This is a genomic window from Candidatus Leptofilum sp., assembly GCF_965223285.1.
In the GTDB taxonomy this organism is placed as follows: domain Bacteria; phylum Chloroflexota; class Anaerolineae; order Promineifilales; family Promineifilaceae; genus Leptofilum.
Map to the genome: position 1 here is coordinate 1,295,236 of NZ_OZ244997.1, position 22,838 is coordinate 1,318,073.

The following is a 22,838-nucleotide window of genomic DNA, read 5'->3' on the forward strand; positions in this document are numbered from 1 at the left end:
TTCCGATTTGGGTTGGGACAAATATAAAACGGTTTCTATTCGTGTTGCGTACTCAAACGGCCGATTTCCTTCCATCTTTCGGCAGCACCGGTGCGGAACAGCGCCGGGTCAAAGTCGGCCAGGGCTTCCCAGCCTTCTACGCTGGCCAGGTCACGTTCTTCTTCTGTGAGTTCAATTTGAATGGAACGGCCGTCGGTAAACATCTCAATCGTTAGCAAAGGATTGCCATCGTCAACGACCTCGCGGATGCAAGGTCTATCGTACCCTTGCGGGTGTTTTATGAATGCTGCCGAACACCTCTGGCAAAAGGCTAAATTAGCATCGCAAAGACCTCTGTCAATGATCACTTTCATCGCTTACCTCCTGGTTACCTGGTCATCTTAAGTAGCCGTTCGGAATTAACTTAGCGGTTTCGGAACCGAACGGCTACTTTAAGCCCATTAGCCAATTCCAAGCTGTGGAACAGCCATTATTCTGCGAATGGGCACTTATAGCTGGTGATAGATAAACTCCCATCTATACCTGAGTGTACAAAACTATGATTGTGGGTCGTCAGGGTCAATTGTCATTCAAACCTGGTGATACCTGTCATAATGCCCTAAATGACATTCTGCATAGGCATAACGGCCGTTTGTCACTACAGAGGGGCACCCGTTTTCAGGATACTTGGAACGGTAATCACACTGATCTTTTTTTATGATTTTCCCACTTTACATGATTACCCCAAATCACAAAATCGCTTCCGTTTTATCAAGAACGAAGGAGAATTGATCATGACCAAACAGATGATAACCATCGATGGCAATGAGGCAGCTGCTAGAGTTGCCCACAAAATTAATGAAGTCATTGCCATCTACCCCATCACCCCCTCATCGCCAATGGGTGAATGGGCCGACCAATGGTCAGCGGAAGGAAAGCCCAATATTTGGGGCTCTACACCGTTGGTTGTTGAAATGCAGGCCGAAGGCGGCGCGGCTGGCGCAGTACACGGTGCTCTGCAAGCTGGCGCACTCACCACCACCTTTACTGCCTCCCAAGGCTTGCTGCTGATGATCCCCAATATGTACAAAATCGCTGGGGAACTTACCTCCACCGTCTTCCACATTGCGGCTCGTTCTGTTGCGGCCCAGGCACTCTCAATTTTTGGCGACCATTCAGATGTGATGGCAGCACGAAACACCGGTTTCGCTTTGCTGTCAGCTAACTCTGTGCAAGAGGTGACCGACTTTGCACTTATCGCCTCTGCTGCTACGCTGGAAGCACGCGTGCCTTTCCTGCACTTTTTTGATGGCTTCCGCACCTCCCACGAAATTAGCAAAATTGAGCCATTAGGAGACGATGTGCTGCGGGCCATGATCAATGATGATTTAGTGCGGGCGCACCGGGCGCGTGGCCTAACGCCAGACAGCCCCGTTGTGCGCGGCACGGCGCAAAACCCGGATGTCTTCTTCCAGGCGCGTGAAAGCGTGAATCCGTTTTATGATGCTTGCCCCAATATTGTGCAGGCGGCAATGGACAAATTTGCGAACCTGACTGGCCGCCAATACAAGCTGTTTGAGTACATTGGTGCCCCAGATGCTGAGCGGGTTATTGTGCTCATGGGTTCTGGTGCCGAAACGGCCGAATCCACCGCCAAATTCCTCGCTGACCAGGGTGAGAAAGTTGGGGTTGTCAAGATTCGCCTGTATCGGCCGTTTGATATTGACGCATTTGTGCAGGTATTGCCGCCAACCGTCAAAGCCATTGCTGGCTTAGACCGCACCAAAGAGCCAGGAGCCTCCGGCGAGCCGCTCTACCTGGATGTGATGTCGGCTATTGTTGAGGCCGTGGCCGAAGGCACAGCACCATTCCCAACAATGCCCCGCATTATCGGCGGACGGTATGGTCTCTCTTCCAAAGAGTTTACGCCAGGGATGGTCAAAGCGGTCTTCGATGAGTTGGCCAAACCAAATCCCAAAAACCATTTCACGGTTGGTATTAACGATGATGTAACCAATACCAGCCTTACCTGGGACAAAACGTTCAACATCGAATCAGATGACGTTGTTCGGGCTGTTTTCTACGGTTTAGGTTCAGATGGAACGGTAGGAGCCAACAAAAACTCTATTAAGATTATTGGCGAAGATACGCCAAACCATGCCCAAGCCTACTTTGTGTACGATTCCAAGAAAGCTGGTTCCGTTACGGTTTCTCATTTACGTTTCGGTAAACAGCCCATTCACGCACCATATCTCATCGAAAGTGCCAGCTTTGTCGGTGTACACCAATTCACCTTCCTCGAGCGGTACGATGTGGTGCGACTAGCTGCCCCCGGTGCTACTTTCTTACTCAACAGCCCGTATGGGCCAGAAGATGTTTGGGACAAGCTGCCGCGCAGCACCCAGCAAGCAATTATCGACAAGAACCTGAAGTTCTTTGTGGTAGACGGTTACCAGGTAGCCAAAGAGACCAAGATGGGTCGGCGCATTAACACCATTATGCAGACCTGCTTCTTTGCCCTCAGCGGTGTGTTGCCCACAGATGAAGCAATTGAAGCCATTAAAACAGCGATTAAGAAAACGTATGGCAAGCGCGGCGAAGCGGTTGTGAACCAAAATTATGCGGCGGTAGATGCTGCTCTGGCTCACCTGCATGAGGTTATGGTGCCAGGTACGGCCACAAGTGATTTTGAACGGCCGTCTATCGTGCCAGATTACGCGCCAGAGTTCATCCAATCTGTTACTGCTCGCATTATCGAAGGGTTAGGGGATGAGCTGCCTGTAAGCGCACTGCCCATTGACGGCACATACCCCACAGGTACTACCAAATGGGAAAAGCGCAACATCGCTACCGAAATTCCCGTTTGGGACCCAGACATTTGTATTCAATGTGGTAAATGTGCCTTTGTTTGTCCGCACTCAGTCATTCGCATGAAAGTGTTCGACAAGGCCCATCTGGAAAATGCGCCAGCAACCTTCAAATCAACGGATGCTCGTTACAAAGAGTTTAAGGGGCAAGTATTTAGCCTCCAGGTGGCACCAGAAGATTGCACTGGCTGTACCCTCTGTGTTGAGGTTTGCCCGGTGAAGAACAAGAAACAACCGAAGTTCAAAGCCATTAACATGGCACCGCAAGCACCGCTGCGCGAGGCAGAGCGGGAAAATTGGGACTTCTTCCTAGATCTACCAAAGGTTGATCGCACCAGCATCCCGCTGAATCAGGTGAAATACAACCAGCTGCTCGACCCGCTGTTTGAGTTCTCTGGAGCCTGTGCAGGCTGTGGCGAGACGCCCTATCTTGGCTTGCTCAGCCGTCTCTTTGGTGACCGGGCACTTATTGCCAACGCCACAGGTTGTTCCTCCATCTACGGCGGCAACCTGCCCACAACACCATGGTCGCAAGATGAAAACGGCCGTGGACCGGCTTGGTCCAACTCCCTGTTTGAAGATAATGCTGAATTTGGCATGGGGATGCGCGTGGCGCTAGACCAACGGCTGGAAGCAGCTACCAACACCCTGCGCGACATGCGCGACGTGTTAGGCACCGTTCTGGTAGACAGCATTCTCTATGCAGACCAGATGAGTGATGCCGACATTGAGGCGCAGCGCGGCCGTGTGGAAGAGCTGAAAGAGCGCATCAAGAATTTGCTTTCCGGCAAAGAGTCGGGCGTCGGTAACTTCCAGGGCCGACTGGCGAACCTGCTGAGCATGGCCGACATTCTTGTAAAGAAGAGTGTCTGGATAGTTGGTGGTGACGGCTGGGCATACGATATTGGCTTTGGCGGTTTAGACCACGTGCTGGCCTCTGGGCGTAACGTGAACGTGCTGGTGCTGGATACCGAAGTTTACTCTAACACCGGTGGACAGATGTCCAAAGCGACACCGCGCGGCGCAGTGGCCAAGTTTGCTGCTGCCGGCAAGCCAATGCCCAAGAAGGATTTGGGATTGCTGGCAATAAGCTACGGCAACATTTATGTGGCGCGGGTCGCATTTGGTGCCAAAGATGCCCAAACGGTGCGTGCCTTCCAGGAAGCGGAAGCGTACGATGGCCCCTCCCTGATTCTTGCTTACAGCCACTGTATTGCCCATGGTTACGACATGAAGTATGGTCTGGAGCAACAGGCAGCGGCCGTTAACAGTGGACACTGGCCACTCTATCGGTTCAACCCGGATTTAGCCAGCAGTGAACAAAATCCGTTTACGCTGGACAGCCGCCCACCAAAACAGTCGTTGGAAAGCTACATCTATCGTGAGGGCCGCTACCGCATTTTGCAGCAAAGCAACCCGCAGGCGGCCGAACGGCTTTTGGTATTGGCCAAGCAAGATGTGGCCGACCGTTGGGCAACATATAAACAGTTAGCTGGTATCAACGGCAAATCTGATTAAGGGTAAACCCACGGATTTTGCAGATGGACTGGCTTAAATCCAGAGCCATCTGCAAAATCCCAGGATGATCTTTGTAGGAGTTTGAAATGAACTTGACAACAAATTATTTAGGTCTGGAACTGAAAAATCCGTTGGTGCCTTCTTCATCACCTTTGTCGCGTACGCTAGATGGGTTGCGTCAAATGGAAGATGCCGGTGCCAGTGCCATTGTTTTGTACTCTTTGTTTGAAGAGCAAATTTTGCAAGAAACCCACACGCTGAATGAGCATCTATTGCAAGGGACAGAAAGTTTTGCCGAGGCACTAAACTACTTCCCGGAAGCACCAGAGTTTAAGCATGGGCCAGATGTGTACCTGAACCACATTCGCCGCGCCAAAGAGGCGTTGAATATTCCGATTATTGCCAGCTTGAATGGTGTGTCGGATGGATGGTGGATTCGGTATGCGCGGGATATTGAGCAGGCTGGCGCAGACGCGCTGGAGCTGAATATTTATTATCTGCCGACAAGCCTGGATGAGTCGAGTGCCGAGGTAGAAACACTTTACTTGGATGCGCTGGCGCATGTGAAGCAGGCCGTCTCGATTCCAGTGGCGATGAAGCTGAGTCCGTACTTTAGCGCAATGGGCAACATGGCCAAGCGGCTGGTGGAATCTGGGTCAGATGGGTTAGTGTTGTTTAATCGCTTTTATCAGCCAGACCTGGATTTGGAGAATCTGGCCGTGGTGCCAAATTTGGTGCTGAGCAACTCAACGGAGCTGCGTTTACCATTACGCTGGATTGCGATTTTATACGGCCGTATCCAAACCGATCTTGCTCTAACATCCGGTGTACACAATGTGACAGACGTGCTGAAAGGGCTGGCAGCCGGTGCTTCCGTGACGATGATTGCCTCCGAACTGCTGCGCAATGGCATTGGGCGGCTGCAAGTGTTGCAGGAAGGCATGGTGCAATGGCTGGAAGAGAACGAGTACGACTCGTTGGATCAGCTACGTGGTAGCTTGAGCCAGATTAACTGTGCGGAACCGGCCGCTTTTGAACGTGCCAACTATATGCGCGTTCTGAGCAGCTACGCCGATGATTACGGCCGTCGGACCATGCCCGTTTCATTTGATTAGAGGCAAAAATTAGAAAATCCACAAGGTAGAGCAACCGGGAAGATTATGACCCGGAGAACCGACTAGACCTTGTGGTTCACATCTGTTAGTAAGCAGCTAGTTAGTTGTTTCATGTTTGTTACCTCCTGTTTGCTGCCACCTGAATGTTCGGGTGGCAGCTTTTTTGTTGTATTTGGATCAGGTGTTGAGATAATAAGCAGTCGAGGTGAATATATTCAATGACGACGAAGCGATTATTACTTTCTATTGGCATTGTGCTGGTTTTAAGCGGGCTAGGGTATTGGGGCTATCTGCAATTTTTAGCACCGGGCACAGAGAATGCAGGAAATACGGCCGTTACTACGCCAGCTGATCAACCTCCTACCGCCATCACTGCGGAGGGACGAATTGTTCCTCTGGCGCAGGCAAATCTAACTTTTCTTGGTAACGGAATTGTGACGGCCGTGGCCGTGCAGCCGGGGGACTTTGCAGAGAAGGGAGCGACTCTGCTAACGCTGGACACAGCCGAACAAGAGATTGATTTGCAGCAGGCTGAAGCGGCCATGGCACAGGTGCAAGCCAATGTTCAGCTAGCTGAAGTGGGGGTATTGCTGGCAGAAACGGCCGTTACCGCTGCTGAAGTTGCCGTTTCCCAGGCTGAAGCCAATTACGCTCTGCTGGCTGCTCTACCCACCGAAGCGCAGCTTGCGCTAAATGAAGCATTGGTAGGTGCCGCAGAGGCCAATGTCGGTTTGGCCATTGGTAACCAGAGTGTGACGCTGGAAGGGAGCAGTGCGGCTCAGGTTCGGGCGGCTGAGGCGATGGTTGCTGCCGCCGAAGCTGCTTACATTGCCGTGCGCGATACATACGAGCCCATCGTGCAGGATGAAGACGCCTTGGCCGAGGATCGGGAGCAGGCCCAGCTCCAGCTGAATGCCGCGCTGGCAAATTTGCAGTCGGCCCAGGCGGCTCTGGAAGAGGTGCAAGCGGGGGCCAGCAGTGCAGCCCAACTTGCCGTGACGGGGGGCGTGCAGGCGGCACAAAATGAACAGGCGGCAGCTGAGGCGGAGCTTGCTTTGCTGCAAGCGGGCATTCAAGAAGAGCGGCTGGCCATCGCGCAGGCAGAGGTTGAGGCGGCACAGCAGCAGTTAGCGGAGGCGAGGTTGCAGATTGATTTGGCGGAAACGGCCGTTACCCAAGTAGAAGCGGCCGTACAAGAAGCCCAAACCCAGGTGGATGCTGCCCAACTGGGGTTGGAAAACCGGACGTTAACTGCCCCGTTTAGTGGTACCGTTGCTGACGTGTTGGTGAATGTTGGCGAGACGGTGACGGTTGGCCAACCCGTTGCCATCGTCGCTGATTTGTCTGGCTGGCAGGTGGAAACAACGGACTTGATTGAGGCAGATGTGGTAGAGATTGCCCATGATGATGTTGCTCAAGTCCAGATTGATGCCTTTGCTGACCAGCCGTTGGCCGGGCGCGTAGTGGAAATTGCCGAACTTGCTGCCGAGGTGCGCGGTGACCAAACGTATGTAGTCACTTTGGCATTGCCAGAAAGCGATTTGTCTCTGCGTTGGGGCATGTCGGTATTCATTACCATCGAGCGGAACCAGTAGGGGGAGAAAGATGAAGAATTTTAAGAAGGAACACAGAGTTACACAGAGAAATCTCCGTGTAGCTCTGTGTAACAAAATTTTGCTTGCAGGAATGTGCATCTTTTTAATAGCGAACGCGGGTGCGGCCGTACAAGCCCAAACCGCTAATATTGTATCAGCCGAGGGACAAATCGTACCGCAGAAGCAACTGTCTTTAGCTTTCCAGATAGGGGGCATGGTAGAGACGATTTTTGTGGCCGAGGGGGAGGCTGTTCAGGTGGGCGATCCGCTGCTACAGCTGGACCCGGCGGCAGCAGAACTTGGTTTGCAGCAGGTAGAAGCGAGGTTGGTAACGGCCCAAAGCGGATTAACGGCGGCGATAAATGAGCAGACTTTGGCAGAAACGGCTGTTCAAACCGCTCAGGCTCGGTTAGACGTGGCACAAGCCAATCTGATGTTGGTTGAAGCTGGGCCGCAGCCAGAGCAAATCGCCGCTGCCGAAAGCCGCGTGGCGGCTGCCCAAGCAGCCATAACTCAGGCGGTTGGCAGTCGGGATGCCGCGCTAGACGTTGCCGATACCTCTGATATTTTGGCGGCAGAAGCGGCCGTTGCCTCTGCCCAGGCAGAGGTACAGCAGCTAGAGCAAGCGTATCAGGAGATTTTGGATAGCTGCTTCGACACGCCACAGGGGGAACTGTGTCCACTGTTTGGTCCGATTGAAGAGCAAACCAGGCAGCAGCTTGATGCGGCTCGATTAAATAAACAGGCGGCGCAAGCGGCGTTGGAAGCGTTGCAAAATGGAGCCACGCCCGCCCAGCGGCAAGCGGCCAATGCGCAGGTAGGTGTCGCGCAGGCGAATTTGGCCATTGTTCAGGCGCAGCTAGATTTGCTGCTGGCTGGAGCCACACCAGAGCAAGTTCGTCTAGCGGAGGTGGCGGTAGAACAGGCCCAGTTGGCTGTGCGGCAAGCAGAGGTGCGGATTGAACAGGCTGTCGCGGGGGTTGCTGTGGCGGAAACGGCCGTTTCGCTGGCAGAAGCTGCGGTAAACCGTGCCGAACTTGCTTTGGAACGAACTTTTTTGCGAGCAACGTTTGATGGCAGGGTGGTTTCAATTGCTTTAAGCGAGGGCGAACCGGCGGCACCCGGTTTCCCAGCACTCACGTTGGCAAATTTTGATAGCTGGCAAATCGAAACCACAGATTTAACGGAGCTGGATGTGGTCCTCGTGGCTGAAAGCTCCTCCGTGACGGTGCGGGTGGATGCACTGCCGGATGAGGAGCTTGTAGGGGTGGTAACGGCCGTTGCCTTTGTCCCTAATCTGTCCCGCGGCGATGTGGTTTACACGGTGACAATTGATTTGTTGGAAACGGCCGCCCTTCCTCTGCGTTGGGGCATGACGGCCTTTGTGGATATTGACACTTGAGCAAATATGGCTAACGGTATTCTTCAATCTGTGCGCTGACGCCACTTTTTTAATGACAATTCGCGTGAGCTTTGAATCAATGGGATTGTCGTCGATGAGCATAATCTTCTTCAATTTTTGCATATGTTGTCCTTGCCAAGCGATTTAATGAGTTAGCTTGTGAATTCGGCCAGTAGCGGGAAGTGGTCGGAAGCGAGATGGACGGCGGGGTGATCGTCTACGACGCGGCAGGCTTGCAATTTGGACAGCATATGTGCGTCTGCAAAAATATAGTCATAGCGGGTGGTGGGGTTGGTTGTCCACCAGGTAAAGCCATCTGCGTGGGGGTGCAGGTAGCGGAAGCAGTCGGTATAGCCAGCACGTAGTAGCCGGGGGATGGCCAGCCGAAAGATGAGCCGAAATTGTAGCAGCATTAGCCGTCGCATTCTGGTTGGGTTTTTGTGCTGCAACACGCGGTCGCCCGGCCCAATCGCGTTTATATCGCCAATAATGAGGTGGGGGGTAGGTGGCTTGGCGCGGATGATTTGCAGCAATTTGCCCACCGCCTGCCTGCGGCGAATCTCAAACGGCAGCAATAGGAAGGGTAAAAAGTGGACGTTGTAGATAGTGAGGGGGCCGTTGGGCAACTCAAATTTTGCTTCGAGGGCGGCTTGGGTGAGCGGGGGTTGGTTGTAAATTTGCCACTGCTGGATTGGGTAGCGGGAAAGTAAGGCAATATGACGCTTGCCGCTGCCATGCCCCCAAGCGTGGTGCATCTCCAGCAGCTCGGCCAAAATTTTAACCACCTCGTGATCGTCTGCTTCGGTTAGGCCGATAATATCGGCGTTGGTCTGAGCGAGGATAGTGTGAATTGCTTCTAGCTGCTTGCGGCCACCAAATTCGAGGTTGTAGGTGAGAACCTTTAATCTCCAATCTCTAATCTCTAATCTCCATTTCTTGGTGCCAAAGTTGGGTGGTGAGGATGCCGGTGAGGATGCGGCTGTGGTCGGCACGGCCGTTCATATGCTCACCCCTCAATTTTTGCACAGTGTCCACATTAAAGTAGTTGGTTTCGTGTAGCGACTCTGGGAATAAACATTCTTCTGCCCAAGCGGGTAATTGTTTGCTGCGCCACCAGGCTGCGTGTGGGGTGGCAAGTCCTTGTTTTGTGCGTTGGGTTACGGCCGTTGGTAACAACTCCCTCATCCCCCAGCGCAGCAAAACCTTGTTCATCTGCCTGTTGAGCTTGAGCTTTGGGGGAAGTTGGGCGCAAAATTCCCACAGTTTGTGATCTAAAAAAGGTGGCCGTGCCTCCACGGAATTAGCCATGCTCATCCGGTCTACCTCAAAATTAATAAAATCCACCATCCGCGACTGCGCTTCCAGGACAATAAATTGATTGAGCGGATGGATTTTTGCCACAGAGGACACAGAGGTGAAAGAGTTTTGTTCTCTTATTTCTCTGTGTTCTCTGTGGCTAATCAAGTTTTTTAAGATATGTGGCGGCGTGACTTGATGCCAAAGGGCAAAGCGGGCTAGCGGATCGTGGGTGGCGTGGGTGAGGACGCGCTGTCCGGCGGTAGAGACGGGTAGGGGAATGTGGTTGAGCAGTTGGCGGAGGGGTTGGGGGATGTGGAGAAACGGCCTTAGTCGCCGATCCCCATCGAACCAGTGATAGCCACCCAGCAGCTCATCGGCTCCCTCGCCAGTGAGAATCACTTTGAAGCCTGCCTCGCGGCACGCTTTGTACAGCAGGTAGATGGGCAGACTTGTGGCGGAACATTGTGGCTCTTCGAGCTGCGTCACAATTTGGGGCAGTAGATTAAACGCTTCAGGGCCGAAATGCAGGGTATGGTGTTGGCTGCCTATGCGTTCAGCAACTAGTTTGGCATATTCGGATTCATCGTGGCTGGCGGCATTGAAGGCAATGTGGAAGGTGTGAATTGGCTGGCCGCTGATGTTGGTGAGCAGGGTGGCCAATGCGCTGGAGTCAATCCCACCGCTGAGCAAGGAGCCGACGGGCACGTCGCTCATACGCCAAGCGGCGACGGCGTCGCGCAGGTGAGCTATGAATTCGTCTACGGCGTCGGCTTCGCTGATTTGGCGGTAGTTGCCGTCTTTTGGAAAGGTGAGCTGCCAGTACGGCCGTATTTCACACTGCCCATTTTGCACGGTGAGCATGTGGGCGGCGGGCAATTTGTACACATCAGCGAACATGGTTTGCGGCGTGGGCACAAAACCAATCGTGAACAGGTCGGCAAGGGCCTGGTGGTTGGTGCGTCTAGTGAGGGTGGGGAGGAGGTGGAACAACGGCTGTATCTCAGAAGCGAAGGCCAGTTCATTGCCAGCTTTTGCGTAGTGCAACGGTTTAATACCGAAACGGTCGCGAACGAGGAGGAGGGTTTGAGAACGGCCGTCCCATAAGGCAAAGGCAAACATACCGCGCAGCCGCGCAAAGGCGTTGATGCCCCACTCTTCGTAGGCGTGGACAATGGTTTCGGTGTCGGTGCGGGTGCGGAATTGGTGCCCAGCGGCCTCCAACTGGGTGCGCAGGGCGGGAGCATTCATCACCTCACCATTGTATGCAATCCAGATAGTGCCATCTTCATTGCTCAGCGGCTGGTGGCCATGTGCCAAATCGATGATGCTGAGCCGCCGTGCTGCTAGCCCAATGCCATCGCCAACAAAAATTCCTGCATCATCCGGCCCACGATGTTGCTGGAGATCGTTGGCTTGTTCCAGCCATTCGCGATTGATTTTGGGGGAGAGTATTCCGGTGATGCCACACATGGGTTGGGGATGGTATACAATTTGGCGGCTATGGGCAAAGTTCGTGAGCAAAAGAAGAAAAGAATCAAAGATTTCGCAGATTTACAGGATTTAGGTTCTGTTATTTTGCTAACTGTTTCGCTGGTTGTCAGTTTGGTTTATTTGCGGGTGGGGCTGGCGCGGGTGTTTTATCCGTATGTGCTGGATTTGGTGGAGGAGGGGATAGTGATGCAGGCGTGGCGGGTGGCGCAGGGGTTGCCGGTTTTCATCCCGCCGAATGCAGAATTTGTGCCCCAGGTGTACATGCCGCTGTTTACTTGGCTTGGCGGGCTGCTCATGCGTCTGACAGGGTTTGGCTTTTGGCCATTGCGGCTGATTTCGTTTTTGAGTGTGGTGGGTACGGCCGTTCTCATTTTCTACATTGGTTGGCGAGAAAGTGGCAGTAGAACGGCCGCATTTGTGGGCAGCGGCTTGTTTTTGGGCGGCTACCGGCTGGTGGGTGGTTGGTACGATTTGGCGCGGGTGGACGCGTTGTTTACATTTTTGAGTTTGGCGGGGTTGGTGCTGTTGGTTTATGGGATGAGGAGGAAAAGCGGAATACAGAGTTACGCAGAGGCGACACAGAGGGGCATAGAGATTTGGATTGTTTTGGGGGCAGTTTTGCTGGGGTTTGCGTTTTTGACGAAGCAGAATGGGTTGCTTTTGGCGGTGGTAGCGGGATTTTATTTTTTTACCGCAGAGATCGTGGAGGACGCAAAGAAGAAGAAAAGATCCGTGTTACCTCTGTTTATCCGTGTCTTCGTCCTCTTCATTGTTCCATTTGTACTTCTTGCCGCTGTGCCGGTTTTGGTTTTGCAGCAGGCAAGTGGCGGCTGGTTTAGCTATTACGTGGTGACGATTGCGTATGCCAGCCCGCTGGATTTGGGGCGACTGCGGAACATCTTTGTGTGGGAGTTGGGTGCTGGCATGGGCGTGTTGGTGGTGGGAACGGCTATTTTGGTGGTGGAAAGATTAAGTGGATTTTTTAGGAGATTGGAGATCAGAGATTGGAGATTACAAAGCATGAATCCCCAATCTCTGATCTCCAATAACCCGTGGCTGATGTTTGTGGGAACGGCCGTATTCATTTCGGTTGCAGGTCGCAGCACAGTTGGCGGCAATTTGAACAACATGCTGATTGGCTATGCGTTTTTGTGCTTGGTACCTGCAATAAGCTGGGGATATTTGTCAAAGATTACGCAGATTAAGGAAATTAAGAAGAAATCTGGTGGATGGTTCGGTTTTGCTCACCACAAGCCTGCGAAATCTGTTGATAAAAGTTATTGGAAAATCGTTTGGGGAGTCGCAATCCTCATACAGTTTGGGCTGGTGACGTTTCCGCTAAACGGTGGGCTGCCCCAGCAGTTTTTGCCAACGGCCGAAATGCGTGATGCGGGTGATGCTTTGCTGGCACGGGTGGAAGCAGAACCAGGCGAGGTGTGGCTGTTGATGCATCCCAGTGTGGCCGTGCGAGCCGGGAAACGGCCGTATGCTCATCTACAAACCCTTTGGCACGCCCGGCAGCGAGGGGCCGAACCGCTGCCAGCAGATTTGGTAACGCTCATCGAGCAGCGGTGGTTTACCCAAATTATCTCAGATGAAAGTGACTTTTTTGAGACAGAGCCAGCTTTCTTGGAACTGTTGTTGACTCATTATGAAGTGTCGGAAACGCTCCCGTCAAAACAATCGCCGCCTACCTTGAATGAACCAGTGATACGGCCGTTAACCATCTACATCCCCCGAAAATAAAAATTGGCCACAGAGGACGAAGAGAAATTTGGGGAAAATCTGCGTCAATCTGCGAAATCTGCGGATTCTTCTTCCGTCGGCCAGCGCAGCATGACGGTATAACCTTGCCAATTTTCGTCATATTCGTGGTACGGCCGTTCTCCCAAAACCAACCACGCATGTCCCGCAATCTTCTTTGCATTAGCCGATTCGCCAGGGGTGAATTTCGCGCCAAACTGCACTGTTACCGGCACATCCAATTCGTGTAGATAGCGGTAGCGCAGCAGCGAACGCCGCAGGCACAGCCCCAGCGGTGAGCGGCGATCCAGCAGGGCGGCCAGATCGGCTAATTGACGGGTTTGGGTTTCAGGCGGGAGGGGAAACGGCCGTTCCCCACGCAATTTTTCCAATTCAATCATTGCTTGGGGAATCGGTTTTTTCAGGAGAACTGGCAGCTGGCCGCTAACTTTTCGCATCTCGGCTAACAGCTTCCGCTTCTGAGGACTAGTAATCCAAATAGGCAGCAGACGCAGCCCTAGCCACAGGTGGCGTAAGCGAGTAAACAAGGTGGGCATGGCGCGTCAGCGAATAGTAATTAGAGTGTCTTTGGCCATTTCATTGGCCAATTCCAGCAAATCATCTACTACCATACTGGTATCAACTTCATATTTGGTGGCAATCGTGGCGGCATGTTGCTCGATGGTTTGCTGCCCATCCAACATTTCCCAAAATTCAGTGCCGATCTCATTGAGGGAAAAGTAAGTCCCACTGTTGATGTCAATCAAAATCGCCTCGTCGGCCACTACTTCAAAGGTGACGTTTTCGGCGCGTTGGAGGATCGAATCTTTATTCAACGGTTTTCTCCCAAAAAAGGTAATGGAATCATTGGGTAATGAGGTTGAATATTTTCTCACTCTGAATTACCCAATTACCAATTACATTAATATACTTCTGTGCATGAACAAAATGCGGTGGCAGTTTCACGATCTAATTATCGAGGGGAATGCGGATGATGCAACTTTGTGGCGAGGCTGGCTCCAATCTTTTAGCGCGCTGCCGGTGAGTACGGCCGTTCCCCACCTCACCGTCACATTTCAAACCGTCATTCAGGTTCCCAAACCGCCAAACCGCCCGCCAGATTTTCAGCAAGGTGATTTACTGCACTATTTTGTGGATGAGGAGCAGGTGATCGCCCATTTTCCTCGCTATGGTCAGCTACACCTGGATTTGGCAGCCGGACGAACAGCAGGGAAAGTAGTCGCCGCTGCTGGCAAAACCTACGCCATTTTGGAAGATTTGATTGCCATCAGCCTGTCGCCCCATTTGCGTCGTCGCCAAAAGTTTTTGCTGCACGCATTTGCGGCCGTTTACCAGGGACAGGCGGTGCTGCTGGTGGGTGGCATTGGCGCGGGCAAAACCACCACCGGGCTGTCGTTGCTTAACGCAGGTTGGCAACTACTCTCTAATGATTCGCCAATTGTGGTGGCCAACGGCCGTATTCAGCAATATCCCGGCGTGTTGGCAGCGTATCCAGAATCCATTGCCCATTTTGGGTCGATGAAGCATTTGGTAGATGATTTTGATGGGGGAAACGGCCGTCAAAAAATCACTGTCGCTGCCGAATCCATCTGGCCAGACGTTTGGTTAGAAGAAGCTCCGATCCATGCCATTTGCTTCCCTCAAATCGAAGAGCGCACCACACATGGGCTAACGCCACTCTCCCCGCCTGCTGCGCTGGCGCGGCTCTTGCCTCATGCGGTCGAGCAATGGGACAAAGCGATGATTCCCGCCCACCTCCAAATTTTGAGCCAGCTTGTAGAAGCTGCCCCCTCGTTTTTGCTGCATCTTTCACCCGATGTGCAGCGTATCCCTGATCTGCTTCAAGCTCAGTTATTCTCAGAATAAGCCCACCCCGAAAATTTTTATGTAAAGTTAGTATTGTTTACTCAGTTTTCTTAATGATTAATGAGTCCACCCGGTTAATCCGCTTCCACACATTTCTGACAATTCCACTGACAAGCGTTATAAAATCAGCAAATTTGGCTGCTTTTAGGACTTGCGCACTATTGAATCCCCGGTTGTGATCTGGTGAAATGGTCACGTCTGAGCCGACCTTGGGAGAGGTGCATGTAAAAGCGGGCTCGTTTGAGTGAGTGAGAATGAAGAGTCAGGTCTCCCGCTTTTACAAAAGTAATCGGCAAAAAATCTCGGCTCAACACAATCAAGATCATTGCCGATTACACATTTCCAACGAAGCCTATTTAACCGTGAAGAAGTTAAGCATTGTTTGGTGTGCTGCTGTGCGCTAAACAGGAGTATTGTTATGAACCTTGCCAGTTTGAAGAAGCGTATCCTTTTATTGTTAACAAGTTTTCCCGTTTTATTGGGATTAATTTTGATGGGGCAGCAGGCAGAAACGGCCGTACCTACCGTATCCGCTGGAAGTGCCGAATGGCCAATGGTTGCCGCTAACCCACAGCGCACCTCCTGGACACCAGAAGAAGTAGGTGGGCTACTGCGACCAGAATGGTACAAACCGTTCGAGGCGTTTATTCCCCCACACGTACAAATCATTGCTGCCAACAACACCCTTTACATTTCGACAGCCAGCGGCCTATACGCCATTGACTCCACAACAGGCGGGGAAAAATGGGTTTACGCCACTGAAATGCCCCTGGGCCATTCCCCCACCATCCACAATGGGGTTGCCTATGTGGGGGGCCTGGACAACAAAATTCACGCCGTTGACGCCAATTCTGGCGCGGGTTTGTGGACGTTTAGCGGCAGTGGTGGCTTTGAAACCAACCCGCTCATTATCGACGATACGCTGTACGCGGGCAGCCGAGATGGCAAAATGTATGCCATCACTATCTCCGGTGCTAACACTGGCCAGCTAGATTGGAGCTACCAAACAGGCGGTCCCATTTTATATTCGGCCGCTTACAACAACGGCACGCTTTATTTTGCCTCCAACGACAGCTTTGCCTACGCGCTAAACGCCAGCAATGGCAACCTGGTGTGGAAATCTGCCAAGCTGCCGGGACAAGGCTTTTACTCTTACTGGCCAGTGGTTTATGAAGATAAAGTGATCTTCTCTGGCAGCAATGCATACAGCACGTCACTTAGTTGGCCGGGCAGTGGGCAATTGGTAAAGCTCGAGCGGCAAGAGCTGTACGCTGACCAGGGCATCCCGCCGGGCAGCCCCATTGGTGGTGTTAGCACCGCTGCGGGGGATTGGGCTTCTGGCACCCCCACCATCAACGCCAACCGCATCTATGACTATTTTGAAGATAAACCCTGGCGGCGTACCGTCTTCGTGCTGAACCAATCGAACGGTGCAGAAACCACAACCGCGCCTGTGTTATGGACGGGCACGGCCAGCGGCACGCGCTATCCGCCAGTAATTGGTGCGGATGGCGTGCTATACCAACAAAATAATTACACGTCCGATGCTTCTATTGCGCGTGGGCATATTTCTGGCTGGCAGCCAGACAACCCGTACATTACCAACATCAGTGGCGATGTGGCGGCCGTTGATGAACCACATGCTGCTTCGGGTGGCGGCGACATCATTTACTGGAATTTGTGCTGTGATCGTCAATCTGGGGCAGTGGATATTACTAAGCCAAACAGCAGCTTTCCCAACGGCGGTGTTGATCAGACCCGCGAATGGATTTATTACGGTTACAACTTGCTTACCTGGGCACCTGGCTACAACTCACAGTTTTATACAGCCCAGCCAGACAATTACACCAAGCCGTACTCCAATTTTGGCACGGTGAACGGTGTTTATGGGTTTCATGGGGATGTCTCGCCGCCGATTCCGTATAACGGCCGTGTTTACATCCAGCGCAGCAACACCATCATGGCCTTCTCGGCTGGCGCCAACGGTGCCACAGGTTTGCCATTGGCTACCAAACGCTTTCCCCCTTCGGCAAATATGGACATTCCCGATCAGGATGACCTGATTGCCGAATTGGAAGCAGAAATCACAAAAATTGTGGAAGCGGGCCACTTGCGGCCTGGCTTTATGAGCCACGGATTGTTTGACAACAGTGCGGGCAACGCTTGCGGTGACGATCTTGTTGAATATTGGAGCAACTCCTCTGACACGCTTTACACGTTGCTGATGGCATTACCGCATCTTTCTCCGGGTTTGCAGCAAACGGTGCGTACCTACCTTCAAGACGAATATACCAATTATCCGCCGTACCAATACAACCATGTGGGCTGGAACAGCGGTGCACCGCGAGAAGCGTACAGTATGCCGCCAGAAATTGCGGGCAATTTAACCGGCACAGAAAACAAGAACTTCACATTGGAAAATAATGGCGGCTGGGGCGGTGAAGGCATTTGGGGCCGCAATCCATTTGCCTGGTATGCCCTTTGGAAATATGCAGAAGAGTTTGGCGGGGCCAATGCCATTTGGTCTGCAAGCCAGGCGGCCTTTTTTGATGAGTTTAACCAACAGCCATCCGACACATTGCTGCTAAACATGCCGCTGATTCACAATGCATATATTGCTGGCTACATTGGCTATCTGGAATTGGAGCAGTTGGCCGGGCAATCGCAATCGAACAATGTCAATAATGAGTTGAACCGCTTATTGGCGTTGCGAGCCAATAACTTCACTAAAGACACGGCTTACAGGCTGGTGGCTGATGGCGCACCGTACTGTCGCACCATGAATGTGGCCAGCAACTTCATGTATCTGGTGCCTGAATTGGCAGAATATTTACGCAACAATGCGCTGAGTGATGTGAATAATGCGCTCGCTGAGTACGAAACGGTTGCGCCGTACTGGTTTGTTACTTTCTTCTCTGGTGCTTATGCAGAAAATGCAATTGTGCCGCTGTATGACGCGCATTCCATTTTCATGGCTAAGGCACTCATTTTGGAAGAAACGGGGGATGAGTTGGCACAATATTTGGATGAACCGGGCTTTGCTACGGGGGATTTGTTTCATATCCAAAAGTTAACGGCCGCTATCGAAAATCAAGTCTACGGTTTCTCACTAACGGCAAACCCGGTGGTTGCCAATGTAAGTTCGGGCGACAGCGCAGATTTTGAGATTTCTGTGGTTGGTACGGGCGGTTTTACCGCTCCTGTGAATATTCAGGTGGCAGAAAGTTACAGTACCTTGGTGGCCAGCCCCACCTCAACTAGCATTAATCCACCCGGCTCCGTCATAGCGACGCTGGATGATAATAGCAGCGGCAACCAAGCACAATGGTATGTGGTCAACGTGACGGCAACGGGCGACGGCATAGAGAAGTCGCTTGAATTGCGCCTGTTGGTCAACGGTGCGCAACAGTTTCTGCCTGTGGTGCATCGCTAAAGCTGCCAGAAAGTGACAAGTGACAAAATGAAACAGACACGACTATTTTTAATTTTGTTGTTTCTTGGATTGCCGCTGTTATTTGCCGGACGGTCAGCCGATACGGCCGTTCATGCCGAGCCATCCGGCGCAAGTGCAACACCGCGAATCAACATTCCCTTTACAACGGCCGTGGAGCCAGACATTCCCGTTGCCGATCGCGCAATTCTTTGGTATGGAGAAGTAGGGCCAACGACCCAGAGCTACACAGATGTGCGCATTATCTACAACAATGAAAAGCTGCACGTTGTTTTCCACATCATTGACCAATATATGTATTACGATCCCACACCAACGGCCGCAGAAATGCCCAACTGGGATGCGGCCACGCTGTATCTGGATTTAGATGGCAACAGCGGCGGAACGCCAGATAGCAACACCTATCGTTTCCGAGGACAACTGAGTGCATTGAACGATTCAAGGGCAGGTTATGAAGTTGCCTATGTGGGGAATGGTTCCGATTGGAGCCAGACGAGCCTCGATTTTGAAACGGCAATTGGCACCCAAACCGAAAATGGTCTTAATAACCAACAGAGTGACGCAGGTTGGAACATCACCTTCCGCATTCCGTGGAGCAGCCTGGGGCTGAGTGGCCCGCCATCAGAAGGTACTGTGTGGGGGTTAGGGCTTACCACCCACGATGAAGACGGCACTGCCCACGAAGACCGCTATTGGCCGGAGGGGCTTAACAGTAATAGCCCAGCCACCTGGGGAAAAATGCACTTTGGCTTGCCCAGCTACACGTCACCCAGCGGCGTGGTTGGCAGCAATACTGCCACTATCCGCCACGGCGAAAACGGTGCTGATGTGCCGGATGGTCATGTGGGTGGGGCTACCAACTGTGGTGGCTTCCCACCTTTTTGGAACAGTTGGGGGAACTTCAATTACGCGGGAGATTTCCAAATCAACGTCCAAAACCAGTGGAATTTGGGGGATTGGGGCTGCTTCTCAAAATATTACGTAACTTTCCCGTTGGATGCTTTGCCCGCAGATCAGGCAATCGTCTCGGCAGATTTAACGATGTACCATTTTGGCAACTCGCTGCCCTCCGAGGCGCAGCCGTCATTGATTCAGGTGTTCACGGTGGATGAAGATTGGAATGAAAGCACGCTGGTATGGAATAACGCGCCGCGAGCGGTGGAAAATGTAGCTCGCACCTGGGTTAATCCCTTGCCCATCGGTGGAGATGGTCAATTTGTGACCTGGGATTTGAGCGCGGCCGTTGCTGAAGCGTATTCCAACGGACAGCCTTTGCGCCTGGCACTTTACTCGGCAGACGGTGCTCGCCACAGCGGAAAGTATTTCGGCTCGTCTGAAACCTTTGTACCAAATCGACGTCCGACTTTGGCGATAACTTATGGTTCGGCATATGGGTTTAACATCACGGCGGATCAGGTGGTGCAAACGGCCGTTCCCGGTGATTCTGCCCAGTATGAACTAACGGTTACGCCGACGGGTGGGTTTGATACGGCCGTTACCTTCCAGGCCAACAATGTCCCCTCTAGCGTTTCGGTAAATATCCCTGCTGGCAATGTGACCCCGCCGGGCGGCAAAACCATCACTATTAGCCACAATGATGCCGGTCAAACAACTGGTGGCTTGTACAGCGTACCCATTACCATCAGTGGCGACGGCGTCGAGCGCACCGTGATACTTTATCTGCTGGTCAATGGGTCACAAACATTCTTGCCCGCCATTCAACGATAGAAGATAAACTTGTCCTAATTTTGATACTTTGCTTAAGAGACGATTGCCCACCGCAATCGTCTCTTTTGGTTTACGCAACCAATTGGCTGGGCTATAATCTTTCCGCCTTTTGAGGTACTTAAAATGACGCTAGCAAAAAGAGGAGTAAGCATCTTTAGGCGTGTACTGAGTAGAGCCGAAGTATGCGAACGGATTTACACCAGTCGGCATCTCAGGATGCCTCTCTCCTCAGCAACTGAAAAAATTGACTATATCTACTATTTAGGAAGGACATATGCCCAAAGCATTAATTACAGGAATTACAGGCCAGGATGGCTCTTATCTGGCCGAATTTTTACTCGAACAAGGGTACGACGTCATCGGCATGGTACGCCGTACCAGCACCATCAATTTTCATCGAATTTCCCATATTCAAGATAAAGTTACGCTTGTGCCGGGTGATTTAGGCGATCAGGTTTCCCTGATTCATCTACTGGAAGAGCATCGCCCTGATGAAGTTTACAATTTGGCAGCTCAATCATTTGTGCAAACAAGCTGGAGCCAGCCGGTTTTCACGGGAGATGTGACGGCCTTGGGCGTAACCCGCTTGCTAGACGCCATTCGCTTCGTTGACCCCAAAATTCGCTTTTACCAAGCCAGCTCTAGTGAAATGTTTGGCAAAGTGGTTGAGGTTCCTCAGCGTGAAACAACGCCATTTTACCCCCGCAGCCCGTATGGCGTGGCAAAGGTATACGGGCACTGGATCACTATCAACTATCGCGAAAGCTACAACATGCACGCGACCTCTGGCATTTTGTTCAATCACGAATCACCCCGCCGCGGCCTGGAGTTTGTGACTCGCAAAATTACGCACCATGTGGCCAGAATTAAGCTCGGCCTTGCCAACGAATTGCGGCTAGGCAATCTGGATGCCCGCCGAGATTGGGGGTTTGCTGGTGACTACGTAAAGGCGATGTGGCTCATGTTGCAGCAAGACAAACCGGATGATTTTGTGATTGCCACGGGTGACACGCACTCTGTTGAGGAGTTTCTTGATGTGGCTTTCGGCTATGTGAATCTGGATTGGCACGATTATGTCGTTCAGGATGAGCGGTTCATGCGCCCAGCCGAGGTTGATTTGCTGGTTGGCGATCCGAGCAAAGCAGGTGAAAAGCTCGGCTGGGAGCCAGCCGTCACCTTTGAGCAGCTGGTACAGATGATGGTTGACTCAGACATCAAATTGTTGCAGGCTGGACGTATCGCTGTTTAACTATTGTCACAACATCCAGGAGAACAAAATGACCACGATAAAATTTGGAACAGACGGCTGGCGCGGCCGTATTGGTGAAGATTATACGTTTGATAATGTACGTCGCTGCACGCAGGGCTTTGCCAACTTTTTGAAAGCAGAAGGGTTGGCTAAGAAAGGGATTGTGATTGGCCACGACATGCGGTTTCAGGCGGAATTTTTTGCGGCAACAGCCGCAGAAGTAATGGCCGCCAACGGTATCCACGTTTGGCTGACGGAGGGAGCAACCCCAACTCCCACCATTTCTTACGCGGTGGTAGATAAGCAAGCGGGTGGTGCCATTAATATCACTGCTAGCCACAACCCACCCTGGGATTGCGGCTTTAAGGTGCGAGATGTGAATGGTGGGGCCATCCCTCCCCACGATTTGAAGAAAATTGAGGGGGAGATACCGGAGGTTACGGCCGTAAAAACCATGAAGCTCGAAGCCGCCAAAAAGCAAGGGCTGGTTGAGGTTTTTGATGCGGCTCCCGCCTACATTGCCCAGCTCCATCGCCTGGTAGACATCGAGGCGATCAAAGAAGCTGGCTTCACCTTGTTGGTAGATTGCATGTGGGGCAATGGCGCAGGTTGGTTTCCCCGCCTGTTAGCGGGCGGCAAAACTACCGTCAAAGAAGTCCACAACGAGCGCAATCCCATTTTCCCCCACATGACTCGCCCCGAACCGATTCCGCCCAACGTAGACCACGGCCTTAGCTTTGCCCAAGAGGTTGGCGCAGACGTGGTCATCATTAACGACGGTGACGCAGATCGTGTTGGTTTTGGTGATGAAAATGGCAACTTCATGGATCAGCTGCGGGTATATGGCCTGATGGGTTACTATCTGCTGGAAGTGCGCGGCGAACGTGGCCCTATTGTCAAAACGATTTCCACGACGAAAATGCTGAACAAGCTGGGCAAGCTGTATGACGTGCCCGTGTATGAAACTGGGGTCGGCTTCAAATACATTGCCCCCAAAATGGTAGAAGTGGATGCGCTAATTGGCGGTGAGGAGAGCGGCGGGTATGCTTTTCAGGGGCACGTGCCGGAGCGCGACGGCATTTTGGCTGGCTTGTTCATGCTGGACATGATGATGAAAACGGGCAAGAAGCCATCCGAACTGCTGGCGGCTTTGTTTGAGAAAGTCGGTGCTCATTTTTACAATCGCATTGACACCGTTTTTGACGCCGAGCGCAAGGCAGAAATCCAAAACAACGTGGCCCAGGCTCGCCCAGAGACGATTGGCGGCTTAAAAGTGACGGACATTGTGACGATTGACGGCCACCAGTTTGTGATGGAAGATGGCGGCTGGCTGCTGGTGCGCTTTAGCGGTACTGAGCCAGTCATTCGCGTTTATTGCGAAACCACCCACGAGGACAAGGTGCAGGCTATCTTGGATGACGGCATGAAGCTGGCCGGACTCCGATAAGAGAAGAACAATCCGCAGATTAGCGCAGATTTCGCAGATAAAAAAGAAAAAATCTGTGTGATCCTTC

At 52.3% G+C, this 22,838-nt stretch carries 15 protein-coding genes; 10 read left to right on the top strand and 5 right to left on the bottom strand.

The window, feature by feature from the left end; genetic code table 11:
- Positions 1-35 precede the first annotated feature (35 nt).
- The gene (locus ACOQPU_RS06115; RefSeq protein WP_420644238.1) at positions 36-353 is read right to left on the bottom strand and encodes a hypothetical protein; all 318 of its coding nucleotides are present in this window, start codon (positions 351-353) and stop codon (positions 36-38) included.
- Between the two features lie 420 nt (positions 354-773).
- Here ACOQPU_RS06115 and nifJ point away from each other — a divergent pair, with 420 nt between their 5' ends.
- From nifJ to ACOQPU_RS06135, 4 genes are all read left to right on the top strand, one after another.
- Positions 774-4,364, top strand: a complete 3,591-nt coding sequence (gene nifJ / locus ACOQPU_RS06120; protein WP_420644239.1) for a pyruvate:ferredoxin (flavodoxin) oxidoreductase — start codon at positions 774-776, stop codon at positions 4,362-4,364.
- Between the two features lie 86 nt (positions 4,365-4,450).
- Positions 4,451-5,479 (top strand): dihydroorotate dehydrogenase-like protein, encoded by a 1,029-nt coding sequence (locus ACOQPU_RS06125; protein WP_420644240.1) that lies wholly within the window; start codon positions 4,451-4,453, stop codon positions 5,477-5,479.
- A 218-nt stretch (positions 5,480-5,697) separates the two neighbouring features.
- Positions 5,698-7,074, top strand: coding sequence for an HlyD family secretion protein (locus ACOQPU_RS06130; RefSeq protein ID WP_420644241.1), 1,377 nt, complete (start codon positions 5,698-5,700; stop codon positions 7,072-7,074).
- A gap of 91 nt (positions 7,075-7,165) precedes the next feature.
- Positions 7,166-8,476 carry an HlyD family efflux transporter periplasmic adaptor subunit gene (locus tag ACOQPU_RS06135; protein ID WP_420644242.1) on the top strand — a complete coding sequence of 437 codons (1,311 nt, stop codon included), beginning with the start codon at positions 7,166-7,168 and terminating at the stop codon, positions 8,474-8,476.
- 152 nt (positions 8,477-8,628) lie between these two features.
- On the opposite strand, the gene ACOQPU_RS06140 is transcribed toward ACOQPU_RS06135, so the two are convergent.
- The gene (locus ACOQPU_RS06140; RefSeq protein WP_420644243.1) at positions 8,629-9,468 is read right to left on the bottom strand and encodes an endonuclease/exonuclease/phosphatase family protein; all 840 of its coding nucleotides are present in this window, start codon (positions 9,466-9,468) and stop codon (positions 8,629-8,631) included.
- Positions 9,392-11,245 (bottom strand): asparagine synthase (glutamine-hydrolyzing), encoded by a 1,854-nt coding sequence (gene asnB / locus ACOQPU_RS06145; protein WP_420644244.1) that lies wholly within the window; start codon positions 11,243-11,245, stop codon positions 9,392-9,394. Before asnB ends, ACOQPU_RS06140 begins: the two co-directional genes overlap by 77 nt.
- On the opposite strand from asnB, the gene ACOQPU_RS06150 reads away from it, so the two are divergent.
- Positions 11,189-13,012 carry an ArnT family glycosyltransferase gene (locus ACOQPU_RS06150; protein ID WP_420644245.1) on the top strand — a complete coding sequence of 608 codons (1,824 nt, stop codon included), beginning with the start codon at positions 11,189-11,191 and terminating at the stop codon, positions 13,010-13,012. The two genes, asnB and ACOQPU_RS06150, sit on opposite strands and share 57 nt — an antisense overlap.
- Positions 13,013-13,056: 44 nt before the next feature.
- Here ACOQPU_RS06150 and ACOQPU_RS06155 read toward each other — a convergent pair whose 3' ends face one another.
- Both ACOQPU_RS06155 and ACOQPU_RS06160 read right to left on the bottom strand, forming a co-directional pair.
- Positions 13,057-13,566, bottom strand: coding sequence for a lasso peptide biosynthesis protein (locus ACOQPU_RS06155; RefSeq protein WP_420644246.1), 510 nt, complete (start codon positions 13,564-13,566; stop codon positions 13,057-13,059).
- A gap of 6 nt (positions 13,567-13,572) precedes the next feature.
- Positions 13,573-13,845, bottom strand: coding sequence for a PqqD family protein (locus ACOQPU_RS06160; protein ID WP_420644247.1), 273 nt, complete (start codon positions 13,843-13,845; stop codon positions 13,573-13,575).
- Positions 13,846-13,957: 112 nt separating this feature from the next.
- Between ACOQPU_RS06160 and ACOQPU_RS06165 the strand changes: the two genes are divergently transcribed.
- The 5 genes from ACOQPU_RS06165 to ACOQPU_RS06185 all read left to right on the top strand — a co-directional run bounded on the left by ACOQPU_RS06165 (position 13,958) and on the right by ACOQPU_RS06185 (position 22,771).
- Complete coding sequence (locus tag ACOQPU_RS06165) at positions 13,958-14,896, top strand: hypothetical protein (RefSeq protein WP_420644248.1); 939 nt, start codon at positions 13,958-13,960, stop codon at positions 14,894-14,896.
- Positions 14,897-15,314: 418 nt separating this feature from the next.
- Entirely contained in the window at positions 15,315-18,329 is a 3,015-nt protein-coding gene (locus ACOQPU_RS06170) for a PQQ-binding-like beta-propeller repeat protein (RefSeq protein WP_420644249.1), read from the top strand.
- A gap of 27 nt (positions 18,330-18,356) precedes the next feature.
- Entirely contained in the window at positions 18,357-20,075 is a 1,719-nt protein-coding gene (locus ACOQPU_RS06175) for a DNRLRE domain-containing protein (protein WP_420644250.1), read from the top strand.
- Between the two features lie 274 nt (positions 20,076-20,349).
- Positions 20,350-21,324, top strand: coding sequence for a GDP-mannose 4,6-dehydratase (gene gmd, locus ACOQPU_RS06180; RefSeq protein ID WP_420644251.1), 975 nt, complete (start codon positions 20,350-20,352; stop codon positions 21,322-21,324).
- 28 nt (positions 21,325-21,352) lie between these two features.
- Positions 21,353-22,771, top strand: a complete 1,419-nt coding sequence (locus tag ACOQPU_RS06185; protein ID WP_420644252.1) for a phosphoglucomutase/phosphomannomutase family protein — start codon at positions 21,353-21,355, stop codon at positions 22,769-22,771.
- Positions 22,772-22,838 lie beyond the last annotated feature (67 nt).